Raw genomic sequence first — 15406 nt, 5'->3', positions numbered from 1 at the left:
AATGGCAAAGATTATGATCAATGGCGAAAGTTATGAAGTGAAGAACGACATCACAATACTTCAGGCATGTAGAGAAATCGGAATCGAGATCCCTACCTTATGCCACGATGACCGACTAGAGCCTCACGCAGCCTGTAGATTGTGTATTGTAGAGATTGAAGGCGTAAGAAATCTATCCACTTCATGCACTATGAAAGTTGCAGAGGGGATGAACATACAAACCCACAGCAAAAATGTAATGAATACCAGGAAAGAACTTTTAGACTTACTCTTTTCAAATCATCCCAACGACTGTTTAACCTGTGAAAAATCTGGAGAGTGTAAACTACAGGATTACTGCTACGAGTACGGCGTTTTAGGTGGCAGCTATAAGGGAGAGAAACGAAATTTACCTATAGATTATAGCAATCATTTTTATACCTACGATCCAAATAAATGTATTCTTTGTGGAAAATGTGTAAGGGTTTGCAGTGAGCTTCAGTGTACCAATGCTATTACCATCGATGAAAGAGGTTTTCATACTTCTATTGCCACACCTTTTAGAAAGGGGCTGGAACACTCAACCTGTGTATCCTGCGGTAACTGTGTAGCCGTATGTCCAGTGGGTGCTCTTACACCGAAGAAAAGACAGAAGGTTCGAGCTTGGGAGACAAAAAAAGTTAAAACTACCTGCTCTTATTGTGGGGTAGGGTGTCAACTGAACCTGATTGTCCATGAGGATAAGGTCATCGGTGCAGAGCCAGGGAGAGGCGTACCCAATGATGGGCTTTTATGCGTAAAAGGTAGATTTGCCAACGCATTTATCAATCATGAAGAGCGATTGAAGACGCCGCTCATAAGAAAAAATGGTGTTTTAGAAGAAGCGACATGGGACGAAGCTTTAGGGTTGATTGTATCTAAGGTACAAAGCACGAAAGAGAAGCACGGTGCCAACGCTTTAGGTGGATTTTCCTCCGCTCGATGTACCAATGAAGAAAACTATTTATTTCAAAAGCTTTTCAGAGCGGTGATCGGCACCAATAACGTAGATCACTGTGCACGACTCTGACATTCCGCTACAGTTGCAGGTCTTGCAACAACACTGGGAAGCGGCGCTATGACCAATAGCATTGGAGAAGTCGTAAATAATGACCTTCTTTTCATTACTGGAACCAATACCACAGAAAACCATCCAGTTATAGGAACGCAGGTGAAGCAGGCAAAGAAAAAAGGTGCAAAGCTGATCGTAGCAGACCCGAGAAGGATTGAGCTTGCAGATATGGCAGATGTATATCTGCAAATAAAGCCGGGTACCAATATCGCCCTGATGAACGGTATGCTGAACTATATTATAGAAAATGATCTTCACGATAAAGCTTATATAGAGGAACGAACAGAGAACTTTGAAGATGTGAAAGAAACTGTAAAAGCATATACCCTCGAAAGAACTGCACAAATCTGTGGTGTAGCTCCAGAGGATATTGCAAAGGCAGCCCGAATGTATGCAGCGTCCGACAGAGCAGGAATCTACTATGCTATGGGCATCACTCAGCATACAACGGGAACGCACAATGTAATTTCCGTATCCAACTTGGCTCTTGCTTGTGGCAATATAGGGAAGGAATTCGCAGGGGTGAACCCCCTTCGTGGACAGAACAACGTACAGGGAGCCTGTGATATGGGTGCCCTGCCGTCGGACTATCCGGGATACCAAAAAGTATTCAAGCCAGAGATTGCAGAAAAATTTGAAGCAGCATGGAATGCAAAACTATCGAGAGAGGTTGGCTTAACTGTATCTGAAATGATTCAGAAAGCTGAAACTGGAGATCTTAAGTTCCTGTATATCATGGGAGAGAACCCAATGGTATCGGATCCTGATATCAACCACGTAAAGCACTCCTTAGAAAATATTGATTTCTTAGTAGTTCAGGATATTTTCCTAACGGAAACTGCAGAGCTTGCCGATATAGTTCTTCCAGCCGCTTCCTTTGCAGAAAAAGATGGAACCTTCGTGAATACAGAAAGAAGGGTACAGAGAGTACGACAGGCAATTCCTCCAGTGGGCGGTGCGAAGGCAGACTGGGTCATCCTTATGGAACTGATGAATCGTTTAGGTTATAGTAAAACATACGGTCATCCCTCCGAGATCATGGAAGAAATTGCGATGGTTACACCGCAGTACGGGGGTATATCCTATGAGCGAATAGAAAAGGTTGGAATTCAGTGGCCATGTCCTACCGCAGATCACCCAGGAACGAAGTATCTGCACAAGGCTGCCATTGCAAGAGGGAGAGGACTATTCTATCCAGTGGAGCATACTGGAAGTGTGGAAACCAAGGATCGAGAGTATCCATTCATCCTGACAACAGGTAGGATACTGTACCATTACCATACCAGAACAATGACCGGTCGAGAAGAAGGCTTAAATAAGATCGTGCCCAATTCCTATATTGAAGTCAACGATATTACAGCCAATAAACTAGATCTTGAAGATGGCGAAGTGGTAAAGGTAAGCTCTAGAAGAGGAAGCATTAAAGTTGCTGTTAAAGTGACGGATATTGTAGATGAGGATGTTGTATTTATTCCTTTCCACTTTGCTCAGGGTGCTGCTAACTATTTAACCAATGCCCAGCATGACCCCATATCTAAAATACCAGAGTTGAAGGTAGCGGCTGTAAAACTAGAAAAAATCGTTTAGAAAGGAGTGTTCTCTATGAAAAAATATGAGCAGGCAATTCGATACGCTATGCAAATGGAGCTGGATGGCCATGATTTCTTCAAAGAAAAATCAGGAAAAGTTGCGAATGAAACATCTAGAAAGCTGTTTTTACAGCTAGCAGATGTTGAAATGGAACATTATCACTTTCTAAAAAGACATCTAGAAAAATATGTAGGCGCTGAAACCTTTGAATTAGAAGAGCGAATGGAGGAAATTGACCCAGAGATATTTGATAATAGAGCGGAGAAAGAACACGTGGAAGAGGCGCTAAAAGAAAGTGATATTCCAGATATCACGATCTTGAGAATGGCATACCTGATCGAAAGAGATTACAAAGAGTTCTACGAAAATGCTGCACAGAATGCAGAGGATAGCATCATAAAAGAGCTTTTTGAAACTTTATCCAAATGGGAGGCTGGCCACGAGTCTATCTTCAAGAAAGAATACGATCGAAGGATGAAGGAATATATGAACCTGCCTTGGGGTGGGTAAAATACACTTCAAAATAATTAAAAGATAAATAGAAACAGTATAAAACATCATAGATAGTATATGGTTTGAAAGCAAGACCGTTACTATTTATGGTGTTTTTTGCTACTGAGTTCCTATTTTATGCTAATTTATGGTAAAGGGAAGGGGAATATATATTTTTGTTGAATAATTACTATAGATTATAAAAAAGAGATTATACAAACTATCATATACAACAGGGGGCGATATTGTGAATATTTTAATTGTAGAAGACAATAAGTTCGAAATGAATAATATCGTAAGAACAATAGAAGCTATTTCAGGGAAATTTCAAGTTTACAAAGCATATACAGGAAAAGAGTGCTTTCAAATATTGGACAAGGTGGATATTGACGTATTTGTATTAGATATTCAGTTGCCGGATATGTCCGGTCTTCAAATTGCGGAAAGGATCAGAAAAATTTCGAAATATGAATTAACCTATATGATCTTTATAACAACCCATATACAGTTTCAGTTAGATGCCTTTAAGAGACTTCATTGCTACGACTTTTTAGAAAAACCCTATAAGAAAGAAGAATTAACTGAGATTATCACAAGATTATGGAAAGGAATTTCAACTCAAAGAAAGCAGATTGAAGAGAGCAGGGAATCTGTAATATTTTCGATGAGAGATTTAACATTAAAAATTTATATGGACGAAATATTATTTATTGAATCCCATGGGAGACATTGCATCGTGCATACAAAAGTAAGAGATCATTTTATAAAAAATACAACCATTTCAAAAATATTAGAATCCTTGCCACCGAAGGATTTTATGCAAACCCATAAATCTTATATCGTCAGTCTGAGCAATATTCATAAAGTAGAAAAACAGGAGAAAAACTCTTGGACGGTATATTTTCGGGGTACAGCTTCCATTGCCTATGTTAGTAATCGTCATAAGGAAAAGTTTTCAGAAAAAATAGTAGAGCGTGGTAAATAGAATGGGGGAGATGGTGTGCAGTGGTATGAGATATTAATATTATCCGCCCTAGAGCTAATTTCTATGTTTTTGATATGGAATAAACTTAATAAAAAAGTTGAAGTATTAAATAAAAAGAGTTTTTTTATAGTATTAGCGTTGCTATTTACAACCTTTATATTTTTTATTTATCAGATAGATATTGGATTTGCGATCAATTATATTTTACTATGTACCATGGTGATTGTGGTATTTAGATTGCCTATAAAAGAAGTAGTGTTGGAATTTGTAATTATACTAATTATATCTGCGACTCTCCAACTTTTATGTATATATATTTTTTCATGGTTTATGGGATCGCAAGATGTATCTTTTATAGATGCCTTTATTATTAATTCATCTATTTTTTTATTCACTATATTTATAAACAAGTTTATTAATTTTAATATCGTTTATGAATATATTTTAAAATATAAAGGCTATATAACGTCTATAATATTTAATATTGCAGGGGTTGTAATGTTACTGCTATATGTCTGGAGAACGAATGAGAATATTGTAAGACAATATATTATATATGTATTAATTGCTTTTTTCTTGTGGGAAGGGATAAATATATTCTTTTTATACCAAAATATACGGATTAAGGAACAGAAAAAGATCATTAATGTACATGATCGGTATGAACCTTTTTTAAAGGGTATGATATATGAAGTGCGGCAAAAACAACACGATTTTAAAAATCACCTACATACACTATATGGATTGGTACAGCTTGAAGATGATAAAGAGGCAAAAAATAGAATTCAAGAGTACTTAGAGAGTGTCATAGAAAGTATAAAGCCGACAGATAAGTTATTGAATATTAAAGACCCTATATTAAATGCAATTATTTATAGTAAAAAAGCTTTAGCAGAGGAGAAGAATATTCTATTTGAGTTGAATTTTCAAGGTGAAATACCAGAGTATCCCATAGAAAAATACGAGCTTGTAGAGCTTTTAGGTAATTTGTTGGACAATGCAATAGAAGCAGCAGAAGATGTAGACGCCGCAGAAATTTCTAGAGTAGCTTTGACTATTGGAACAGAAGAAAATGAGAAGTTTATTATAGTAAAAAATACGGGAGGAACACTTAGAAATTCAGATATAGATATCCATAAGATTTTTAAGAGTGGGTTTTCAACAAAACAAGGAAAGTCGAGGGGTTATGGACTTTATAATGTTAAACGAATAGTCGATCACTATAAAGGACATATTCAACTTTCCTTTGAAAATGAGTATACGGTTTTTCAAATTTTATTTAAGTAAGCTTTTAGGACATTTAGGTTCTCCTAAAAATAAAAATGATCCTGAATAAGTAATTATGTCAGAAGCCACAACAAAAATAGAGGCGATTGAAAATAAAATTGTTTTAGAAAAAGATAACTTTTTTTTCATTATCCTAACTCCTTTCCTAATATTAGTTGAAATGCTTGTACAACTATAATCCATATGCCGCTTTCAAAAAAATTTGTATTGTGTGGTAAAGTGAACTGAAATAGAACAAAAGCACCCAGCAGGGTAAAGAAAACGGATGTATATTTTAAACTTCGTTTTCTTTTTTCATTTAGAATCGGTCGAAAGCTAGAGACTATTGGAGAATAAATGTAAATAATAATGAGGCTGAGAACCATAAGTATTATAGCAAAATATAAATTCATATGGATTAGTTTTGGCAAAATCAGAATTGCTAAAGCATAAAATACGAAGCTGCCAATAAAACAAGAGATCTGTCCTTTAAAATGAATACCGCCTGAAAATATTCGGATGGGCAATAGCAGTGCAGTACAAAACATAAATAAATCAAATCGATTTAAAAATCTAAAGATCACCATTAAAATAAAAAATTTGACAACTTCATTCCAGAGTACATTCATGGCGTATTTCATTTTGAGAATATCACTTTTCGGTAAAAGCTTTTCCTTATAAATCTTGTAGGCAAATAGATCAATTAAACTATGCATTCGAATCCATCTCCAAGTTATTTATTAAAATAGTGCAGAGAAACTACAGAAATAATAACATGAAAGTATAAATATTGACAATAGAAGTGTCATGAAATGGGAGTGAAACGTCATAAAAAAGTTTGACTTCCCATTTCATGACATTTCACTCTCATTTCGTGACAGAATTAACAATTTTGAAAAATAATATGGTATATTTAGAACAACTTAATTAAGTGGGATACAGAGATGAATAATTAGGAGGTGAAGTCTATAATAATTATAAAGTAATCTGCTGTGCTAGTTAAATCGTAAATATATTGAAAATGCTATAATAAATTTCTCGATAGTAAAAACTGAGTAGGTTAAATCAAGTAATTTCAATATGTAAAAATAACTAGCACAACAAGTTAATTAATTAAGTAGAGACATAATTGAGCAATTAAAATGAAATAGGGGTATGCGTATGAGTGTGAAAGATTTTAATGAAGTAGAATGATAGAACAATTTAAATTAGAATTACTGTCTTTGGTCACTTGATTTTAAATCTAGGAAAATTAAGTACAATGTTTGAAATATGCTTTAGATTTAGCTAGCACAATAGATTAGTTAAAAAGGTTTATAATTGAAGGAGGGCTTACCTATGAAGAAGTTATTATCAAGTATTCTTGCTTTAACTATGGTATTTTCCACGTTTGCAACTGCTTTTGCAAGTGAATCAGCAACCGGGTACACCACCGGCAGGGTTGATAGAAGCACAATAGAAAACCTGTTTCCTAGAAAGTCCAATCGTTCCATAAGCAACATGACAGCAGCAGAAGAAGAAAAAGCACGATTTGAAGAAATTCTCCCAGAACTTCAGGCACTATATCGTGAACAACAGATATTAAATGAAAATGGCGAGTTTACCAGTGAAGTTGATAGAAAAATTTCCGATTTGGAAATTGAAATTGATCGGATGACAAACGTCGTACAGCTCTCAAATAACCAAATTGCAACTTTGAGTTCAAAACCTGTTGTTCCATCTGGAAATAACTATATTAATGTTTATGGTGTAACTACAACGGGTTCTTACAATGGCAAAACCTATGATGTATTTCACATTTATGCTGCATCTAAAAAGTGGGATGGTTTTGCAAACCCCCTCGCTTATAGCAATAGTAACCTTGTTCTATTAACCGACAACGCATATGCAAACAATGAGTTTCTACAAACCTTAGAAGCCGTCGCAAAATTTTACTTGGGTTCAAAATACCTTAAATTTGCAATCGCTGATTTCGTGCTCCTTTCCAAGTACCCAAGCTTTTTCGACAGAGGGACTACTCAAGAATTAGCAGTAAATTATACTGCCCAGCAAACTTTTGTTTACTCCTACGTTGCTGAAAAAGGAATTGACTGGTACAATCATACCCAGACAACTGAACAACTCGGTCTTGCAGAGGTCTTTACTGCAACATCCACTAAAGCCGGCATACCAACTAAAGCAACATCAACAAAAAATAATGTTCTAAAGTCCTTAAATTATGCAAACTCAAACAATGCTGCAAAAATGTTGGCTCAAGGCGTATTTAAGCAGACGTACTATGTAGGTGGATTTTCCTACTATATCGGCTCGCAGAAAAAAGCAACCGTCAACACAAATACTTATCGGGAGCTATACTCAATCCCCGGTCTATAAAAACCATTGGGTAAAAAGCAGCTGGATTATCCCCAATGTCATTAAGATAATTATCTTGTAGCAAATAGAATAATGATCAATTGAAAGTTAGCATAATTTCAATTAATCATTATTCTATTATAGATTTTATTTTTTACACGCAAACAAGACAGCAACATCTCTCTGCCAAAAAAATATTTTTATTTATGATGATTTATGCTACTCTATATATGAAGCTAACTGCCGATTTGGCTCTGGCTCTGCGACGGTCTTTTCTGCCATTTCGAACAGATAATATATTCTTTTGAATAAGTGCTTCCACATTAGGTAGCGATACTGCATTCCTACATCTGAAATAGTATAGGCAAATGGATATATCTATAGTGAAATTAATCTGATAGTTGTATTTCCTGTCTTTCTGCTGTATAACCACGTGCGTTGTGATTATTTCACAAAAATTGTACATGGTGAGTCGTGCAAATATTTCTTGGATGATGTAGACCACTTTTGGGGAATGAAAATTTGTTAACCCTATGACATATTTGAGTTCTCTAAACGATGTTTCAATTCCCTAACGCATATGATATATTTCTTTAATCTTCTCTGCAGGAAATTCACTTTCAAGAAGATTTGTAATGATAACTTTGTAGTTATTTTCTAATATGACAAAGCGAACTACTCTAAAGCTTATTGGATAATTTCCTTTATCGCCTACTGGAATATCAGAAGTTTAGCACTTGAAAGTTTTTATGGGAGATAGACCGTTGATTTATTAGGATTTAGGGGTAAGAGTTAGAAAGTTATAAATTCCGATTTTTGCTGGAAATTATAGAGAAAAAAATTTGCAAAATAAAAGCATCCTTTTTATAATAGTTTTACCACAAACCAAAAGAAAAGAATGCTTGAAGATGGGAAAAAGTTATTTAAAACAAATTCTCACCTATATTAATAAAGTATATGATATAGGTGAAAAAATCAATACCTTAAAAGATAAAAGAGTGAAATCTCCAGTAAAAGTTTCAACAATTAGCTTTGTAGTATTATTTGGATTTATGCTTCAAATAAGAAGTTTTAATAGATTAAACCATTGGATTGAAAAAGGTAAATTTAAAAAAGTAGTACCTAAAAAAACTAAAATGCCATGTATTGATTCCGTTAGACGATTCTTGGCTGATTTTGATTTACATGGTTTAAAAAATATGCATAGTCATATAGTAAAGACTTCTATAAAAAATAAGGTGTTTAGAAGTGGTACTGTAGATGGACTAAAAGTAGCTGCTATAGATGGTGTAGAACTCTTTGAAAGTACTAAAAAGTGTTGTAATAACTGCCTTACACGAGTTCATAAAGATGAAATTACTCATTATTTTCATAGATCAGTAATATGTTCAACCGTAGGTTCTGATCCACACCTTATCTTAGGTCAGGAGATGCTTGAGCCTAAAAGAGATGGTTCAAATAAGGATGAAGGTGAAGTTACAGGTGGTAAGAGATTAATTAAAAAATTATATAAAAAGTTTCATCACTTTGCAGATATTATAGTATCTATTCGATTGTTGGGGTGAACCTCTTTTTGCATTTAAATGGAATTTAGTTAAATCAATACTTAAGAAATATTAGTACAACATAATTTATAAGCAAAATCAAAGACAATCGGGTTTTCTGTCTCGATTGTTCGGTAGGGGAAGATAGCTAAGTTTTCAGGTGAGGATACAAATTTCTAAATGTAGTATAATTGAGAGGACGGTGTTTATGAAAAAAGTCTTAAAATATGGTTTTCTGGTTATTATTTCCATGTGTTTTATACTCTATATTATTTGTTTTTTTTCCTATAACTATAGATTGGAGGCTCTTACTGCACGAGGGCAGAAGATATATTCAGTTAATTTGCCAATGGGTGGTGGTATCGATGATGTTTTTACAGTTTTTGTTGATGGAGAAGATGTGGTGTTTCTTAGGGTAACGAACAGATATATGGCTCCGTTTGAGTTGGTTGGTATTCCAGTTGTGGATTTCCAGTATACTTATAGCTTTTCAAATCCCCAAAATTCTACTTATATTGGAGACGGAAAAGAGTTTGCTTTGAAAGATAAATTAAATGGTGATATTTTTATTGCCAAAGACTTTACCCTTGTTGGAGAAGAGATTGCTTTGCCGAAATTTGAGCCTTATTACTTTGGTTATTGTGATAGTGGTGAAATTGATGGTGTAAGCAAATATGAAGCTAATTATAAAGTTGGAAATGGGTATATATTTGTATTTAAAGAAGTTGAAAATCAAGGGTTTAATAGTGACGATTATAGTATTGTATATTATTAAAAAGGCAAACGGGATAACCCAATGTCATTAAGTTAACCTGTTGTGCTAGTAAAACTTACAAATAGAAAAGCTCCAGTCATTATGTTAACCTATCTTTAGGAAGCCAAGGGGACGTTTTGTTTGCCACACACTAGTTGGCATGATAGGATAAAAATGGGTGAAAAAAAATGGTAAGAATAGCAAGAGAAAAAAGTGAAACAAAAATATATCGTATAATGCTTAGAGGAATAGACAAAAGAGATATTTTCTTGAAAGTTTCTGATTATGAAAAATTTCTTGAGTATATTAGAAAATCAAAGGAAAAGGCAGAATTTAAGGTATATGCATATTGATTAATGACAAATCATGTACATATGCTACTAAAAACAGAAACAGAAGAAATCGGAGATATTGTTAGGAGAATAACTGTAGGTTATGCACAGTATCATAATATAGAAAATGGTAGAAAGAATAGAAGATTATAAATGGAGCAGTTATAATGAATATATAAATCAGGATGACAAAGTTAATCTAATTGACTCAGAATTTGTACAAAAATTTTTTCGAGATACAGAAGAATTTAAGTCGTATATGAGAGATGAAACAGAAGATAAAGGGTTAGAGTATAGTCCTAAAAAAAGATATATAGATGGAGAATTAAAAGAATCAATATCCTTATTATTAGAAGATGTTTCTTTACTGCAAACTTTAGATAAACCATCAAGAGATAGTCTACTTAAAAGGATAAAAGAGACTACAGGTGCAAGTAATAGACAGTTATCAAGAGTATTAAAAATAGGGAGAGGCGTATTGGATAAAATCAAATGGTTTTATTGGTGTCAAACAAAATAACCCCTTGGTACTGGAAACCGAGCAGATTAAATCAAGTAACTTTAATATGTACAAGTAACTAGGACAACAAATTATATTAGTATAAATGGAACTAGGTGAAAAAATGAACATTGTAGGATTTATTAAAAAATATAGTATAGGTAAAATTTTATGTTATATAATAGTAGTTAATTTTTTTACCAGTTATATTTTAATAAATGGAAATAAATATCACAGGGATGTTTATTGTAATCTTTAGTATACTTTTAATAATTTCAAGTCTTATATTATTTTCTGAAATGATAGCAACTAGAGTTTTTACAATATTTTTGTTTATATTTACTATTTCTGGAAGTTGGAGGTTTAGCTATTTATATAGACAAAATAATTATGCGGTAATGGCTGTATTTATATTGTTTAACTATATGTATTATGGGATAGTACTAGGATTGTCATTTCAAATTATCAATAATAGTATAAAAGAATTTAAAAACTTAAATTCAAAAGGATTACTTCTTCGAGGTTCTGTGTTAGCTATATTATGCATATTAGGAAACATATATTATAAACAAGTTGTAGTTTTTACAGGATTTTAGATTGATGCAGCAAGCAGTTAATAAAAGATGTATGTCCTAATATCTCTATCAAGACAAAAAAGGGATGCTAAAGTTAATCTAATTGACTCAGAATTTGTACTAAAGTTTTTTAGAGATACAGAAGAATTTAAGTCGTATATGAGAGAGGAAACGGAAGATAAATGTTTAGCGTATAGTCCTAAAAAAAGATATACAGATGGAGAATTAAAAGAAACAAAATCTTTGTTAGTAGAGGATGTTTTTTTGCTACAAATTTTAGATAGACCATCAAGAGACAATCTACTTAAAAGGAAAAAAGAGACTACAGGTGCAAGTAATAGACAGTTGTCAAGAGTATTAAAAATAGGGAGAGACGTATTGGATAAAGTCAAATGATTTTATTGGTGACAAACAAAACGTCCCCTTGGTACTTGGTATTCATTTTCAACCAATGGATACAATCCGTCATTTCTATTGGATGAAATTTCTTAGAATTACTACGTAAAAAAGAGAAAATTAGGGATTCTCGCTGTCTATTTCAATGAGGCAAGGTTAAATTACTGTTTGAAAGATAGGGGATTTGGTATGAAGAAAGGCATAATAGTAATTTTATTCTTATTAAGTGTTGTGTTCATTACTTATAGAATAGCGGACTATAACGACATAAGCTCATTAGATTATTTAAAGAAGAAAGATCTACAATATGTTGGGCAAGAAATTTCCTATTCTATACCTCATAAAAATAATAAAGTGCAGATATACCGTAATTTAGAAGGTATAAATGTAGTGTTATTAGAATGGAGAAATATGCTGGGTTGGAAGATGGTTGAAATAGATAAGATGAGTTTTGATAGTGGTCCAGATTGGAATTATGTAGAGATAGAACTTGATAATAATACAACGATCTCATTAGTCTATGGTTTTTTTCATGACAACATTAATAGTTATAAGAGTCTGCGTTTAATAAACAGTACAGATAATATTGACAGAAGTCCAGGTTCTAACCTATCTTTTAAATCAGGAATTAGAGCATGGTATCTTTTTCATGAGGGTCGATCGTTAGACCCTAAACAATTTATTTTACTGGATAGAAGTTCAGGAGAATCTATTTATAGTATAGAGTAATAGAGGGACAAAGAGACAGGTACTTTGTCCTCTATTATTTTACTATGAATCAGAAAAAATTATTCAAATAATTTCCAAGTCAACAGCCACCAGTTCCACTGGTGGTTTGCTTTTAGCGCTCATATGATAAAAAGAACGTTTTGGAAAGACAAGAGCCAAGGGGATGTTTTATTTGCCACATATCAATTGGCATGATAGGATAAAAATGAGTGAAAAAAATGGCAAGAATAGCAAGAGAAAAAAGTGAAACAAAAATATATCATATAATGCTTAGCGGAATAGACAAAAGAGATATTTTCTTGAAAGGATAAAAGAGACTACAGGTGCAAGTAATGGACAGTTGTCCAAAGTATGTTTTTGGCAAGTAAAAATTATATAATTTGGCAGGATAAAAACCAGCAATCCGATTATCCATAAATGCAAAAATATGTATCTTATTTTATACTTGAGTTCAGTAAGCGATAGCTTTTACCTGTGAATAACAATAGATGGCTGTGATGCACCAGTCTATCTATAATAGCACTTGTTAGACGCTCGTTGTAAAAAATATTATTCCACTTACTGAATTCAAGATTTGTTGTAATTATGACACTTCTTTTCTCATAACAGTCTGCTATTACTTGAAATAAGAGCTGGCAACCATCTATATCTAAAGGGATATATCCCCATTCGTCACATATCAGTAAATCTAGCTTATCTAGTTGCTTAAAAAACTTATTTAAGCTGCCATCTTCTTTAGCCTCAATTAGTTGATTTACAAGGCTTGCAGTTCTAAAAAACTTTACTTTCTTGCCACGATTAATGGCCTCAAGCCCCACGGCAGTGGCAAGGTGGGTCTTACCCGTCCCTACGGGACCGTACAAAATTAAATTCTCTTTTTTATCGATGAAACTTACGCTTTTAATCTCATCTACTGTAGTTCCTGATGGAATTTGAATATCATTAAATTCGTAGCCTTCAAAGGTTTTTAATACATCAAATTTTGCTTGTTGTATAGAGCGATTTTTCTTGACCACTTCTCTATTTTGGATGGCAATTTCTAATACTTTTACTAAAAACTCTTCGTAGGTATTTGCTTTAATGTTTTCATAATTATTGGCTATATGACCACCTAATCTAAGCTGCTTACAATAGTCCATAATTAACTCCTTCATTACTGTACACCTCCTTTTAAGAAGATGTCATATTCTGAGTTGTTTGTTATATACGGATCTAAATTTGGCACATTCATGCTCAGTTTAATATCCTTAATCTCTAGAACGCCTCTGGTTAATCTATGGTAGGCTGCAGTGAGACTATCTTCATCTCGTAGGTTTTTTTCTTCTGCTAATTTAAACACTTCACTAGCCTTTTCTAAATCCATCTCTAATAATAACTTGGAGAGTACTTTCAAGCCCACTTTCTTTTCTTCACGATCGCATTTTTCAAAGTAGCTCTTAAGATCTAAAGGCATATCATCATAAAAGCTTGTGTATTTAAGAGCCGTAGGCCTTTTTTGCATCAGGACTAAGTATGGAACCCAGTCCATGGATTCATAATTTTTCCCATTTAATCTGTTGTGGCTAAGAATAGTTTTATAGTCTTCATTTAAAATATGCACTTTGCTATGAGTGATTTTTAACCATACTTCCTTGCCAGAAAATGCTGGTGAAATAGAGTAACTGTAATCTTTATCTAGTTTTACTTTGCCATAGGCATCAGCCTTTGCTTTTTCTAATCTATATACTTCATAGTCCTTCTTAGGGAGATCTCTCATCATAATTCTTTCTAACTCAAAGAGCTTAGAAATATAGGCATCTTTTTTGTAATGAGCTCTTTTCATGTCCTCGTCAGCTTTGACAAAAAGCTTCTTATTAAATTCATCAATACTATCAAACCTTGGTATTGGAACAAGAAAGTTTCTTCTATAATATCCAACCTTGCTTTCCACAGAGCCCTTTTCATGTCCGCTATTAGGATTACAAAAGTTATGTTCAAAGCCATAATGTAGGGCAAATCTCTCAAAACCTTCGGTTAATTTCCGTTTCCCTTGTTTTTCAATTTTACTTACAACTGGAGAAAGATTATCAAACCAAATTTTGTTGGGAACCTTGCCCATGTGCTTGAAAATACTCTGAAGACCTGTCAATAGACATTCTAGATTTTGTCCTTTAAATAGCTGCACATAGCCCGCATTGCTGTTTGGAAATGAAATATTAAGGTGAAAGCCTGATATCTTGGTTCCTTTTTCAAAAAACTCAACCTCTCCAAAGTCAACTTGGGCTTCCCCGCCAGGGTGATTAAGAGGAACATATCCCTCAGTATCATCATAAAGTTCTTTTTTTCTTTTCGATACATATTCACGTACCGTCCTATCCGATGCGCTAAAGATATCAGCATATTCTTCGCAGAGTCTGTCATAAATGCGTTTGGCAGTATGGCGTTGTTTGGGTTTTGCTTTTTTATCTTCAAGTAGCCACTGATCAATGATAGGCTTTACTTTATCTAGCTTTGTTGTACGTTTCTGTCTAATTTTAATGGGCTGATTAAAATCTTCTTTTTCTACGTATTTCTTGATAGTACTCCAATGATGTCCAGTTTTTTTAGCTACACTATTAATAGATTCTCCTTTATTTATACAACATTTTTTGATATACTTTTGTTGTTCCATTGTTAGCATCCTTTCACTTACCCCCTTTAGATTCGCAACTAAAAGGGTAATATTTTTTAGGACTGCTGGCAATGGTTTTTTCATTTTTTGATTCCTACAACAAGAAAATATATTTTTAAAATTTCCAGTTCTAGTTCTCTAATTTTATCTTG

At 33.6% G+C, this 15406-nt stretch carries 16 protein-coding genes; 12 read left to right on the top strand and 4 right to left on the bottom strand.

Annotation, left to right across the window (positions count from 1 at the left end):
• Position 1: 1 nt before the first annotated feature.
• From fdhF to CLOS_RS16220, 4 genes are all read left to right on the top strand, one after another.
• Complete coding sequence (gene fdhF / locus CLOS_RS15685) at positions 2 to 2677, top strand: formate dehydrogenase subunit alpha (protein ID WP_012160089.1); 2676 nt, start codon at positions 2 to 4, stop codon at positions 2675 to 2677.
• A gap of 15 nt (positions 2678 to 2692) precedes the next feature.
• Positions 2693 to 3190 carry a ferritin-like domain-containing protein gene (locus CLOS_RS11695; RefSeq protein WP_012160088.1) on the top strand — a complete coding sequence of 166 codons (498 nt, stop codon included), beginning with the start codon at positions 2693 to 2695 and terminating at the stop codon, positions 3188 to 3190.
• A 229-nt stretch (positions 3191 to 3419) separates the two neighbouring features.
• The gene (locus CLOS_RS11690) at positions 3420 to 4157 is read left to right on the top strand and encodes a LytR/AlgR family response regulator transcription factor (protein ID WP_012160087.1); all 738 of its coding nucleotides are present in this window, start codon (positions 3420 to 3422) and stop codon (positions 4155 to 4157) included.
• A 498-nt stretch (positions 4158 to 4655) separates the two neighbouring features.
• Complete coding sequence (locus tag CLOS_RS16220) at positions 4656 to 5444, top strand: sensor histidine kinase (protein ID WP_242649573.1); 789 nt, start codon at positions 4656 to 4658, stop codon at positions 5442 to 5444.
• Here CLOS_RS16220 and CLOS_RS15680 read toward each other — a convergent pair.
• A complete protein-coding gene (locus tag CLOS_RS15680; protein ID WP_198006289.1) occupies positions 5433 to 5573 on the bottom strand; it encodes an AgrD family cyclic lactone autoinducer peptide in 141 nt (46 codons plus the stop codon). The two genes, CLOS_RS16220 and CLOS_RS15680, sit on opposite strands and share 12 nt — an antisense overlap.
• The gene (locus CLOS_RS11680) at positions 5573 to 6139 is read right to left on the bottom strand and encodes an accessory gene regulator ArgB-like protein (RefSeq protein WP_012160085.1); all 567 of its coding nucleotides are present in this window, start codon (positions 6137 to 6139) and stop codon (positions 5573 to 5575) included. The genes CLOS_RS15680 and CLOS_RS11680 overlap by 1 nt, the downstream gene beginning before the upstream one ends.
• 622 nt (positions 6140 to 6761) lie before the next feature.
• On the opposite strand from CLOS_RS11680, the gene CLOS_RS11675 reads away from it, so the two are divergent.
• The 8 genes from CLOS_RS11675 to CLOS_RS11645 all read left to right on the top strand — a co-directional run bounded on the left by CLOS_RS11675 (position 6762) and on the right by CLOS_RS11645 (position 12604).
• Positions 6762 to 7796 carry a hypothetical protein gene (locus CLOS_RS11675; RefSeq protein WP_012160084.1) on the top strand — a complete coding sequence of 345 codons (1035 nt, stop codon included), beginning with the start codon at positions 6762 to 6764 and terminating at the stop codon, positions 7794 to 7796.
• An 821-nt stretch (positions 7797 to 8617) separates the two neighbouring features.
• A complete protein-coding gene (locus CLOS_RS11670) occupies positions 8618 to 9340 on the top strand; it encodes a hypothetical protein (RefSeq protein ID WP_198006288.1) in 723 nt (240 codons plus the stop codon).
• Positions 9341 to 9527: 187 nt separating this feature from the next.
• Positions 9528 to 10094 carry a hypothetical protein gene (locus tag CLOS_RS11665; RefSeq protein ID WP_012160082.1) on the top strand — a complete coding sequence of 189 codons (567 nt, stop codon included), beginning with the start codon at positions 9528 to 9530 and terminating at the stop codon, positions 10092 to 10094.
• A 167-nt stretch (positions 10095 to 10261) separates the two neighbouring features.
• Positions 10262 to 10426 (top strand): hypothetical protein, encoded by a 165-nt coding sequence (locus CLOS_RS15955; protein ID WP_156774448.1) that lies wholly within the window; start codon positions 10262 to 10264, stop codon positions 10424 to 10426.
• Between the two features lie 3 nt (positions 10427 to 10429).
• Positions 10430 to 10558 carry a hypothetical protein gene (locus CLOS_RS16365; protein ID WP_278183741.1) on the top strand — a complete coding sequence of 43 codons (129 nt, stop codon included), beginning with the start codon at positions 10430 to 10432 and terminating at the stop codon, positions 10556 to 10558.
• Positions 10533 to 10925 (top strand): hypothetical protein, encoded by a 393-nt coding sequence (locus CLOS_RS11655; protein WP_041719320.1) that lies wholly within the window; start codon positions 10533 to 10535, stop codon positions 10923 to 10925. The genes CLOS_RS16365 and CLOS_RS11655 overlap by 26 nt, the downstream gene beginning before the upstream one ends.
• 713 nt (positions 10926 to 11638) lie before the next feature.
• Positions 11639 to 11875: a hypothetical protein gene (locus CLOS_RS11650; protein ID WP_198006287.1), complete on the top strand. Its 237-nt coding sequence runs from the start codon at positions 11639 to 11641 to the stop codon at positions 11873 to 11875.
• Between the two features lie 189 nt (positions 11876 to 12064).
• Entirely contained in the window at positions 12065 to 12604 is a 540-nt protein-coding gene (locus CLOS_RS11645) for a hypothetical protein (RefSeq protein ID WP_012160079.1), read from the top strand.
• Positions 12605 to 13038: 434 nt separating this feature from the next.
• On the opposite strand, the gene istB is transcribed toward CLOS_RS11645, so the two are convergent.
• Both istB and istA read right to left on the bottom strand, forming a co-directional pair.
• Positions 13039 to 13758 carry an IS21-like element helper ATPase IstB gene (istB, locus tag CLOS_RS11640; protein WP_012160078.1) on the bottom strand — a complete coding sequence of 240 codons (720 nt, stop codon included), beginning with the start codon at positions 13756 to 13758 and terminating at the stop codon, positions 13039 to 13041.
• The gene (istA, locus tag CLOS_RS11635) at positions 13758 to 15263 is read right to left on the bottom strand and encodes an IS21 family transposase (RefSeq protein WP_012160077.1); all 1506 of its coding nucleotides are present in this window, start codon (positions 15261 to 15263) and stop codon (positions 13758 to 13760) included. The genes istB and istA overlap by 1 nt, the downstream gene beginning before the upstream one ends.
• Positions 15264 to 15406: the final 143 nt, after the last annotated feature.

Origin of the sequence: Alkaliphilus oremlandii OhILAs, from assembly GCF_000018325.1 — a bacterium.
GTDB lineage: Bacteria > Bacillota > Clostridia > Peptostreptococcales > Natronincolaceae > Alkaliphilus_B > Alkaliphilus_B oremlandii.
This window is presented reverse-complemented; position numbering and strand designations above follow the sequence as displayed.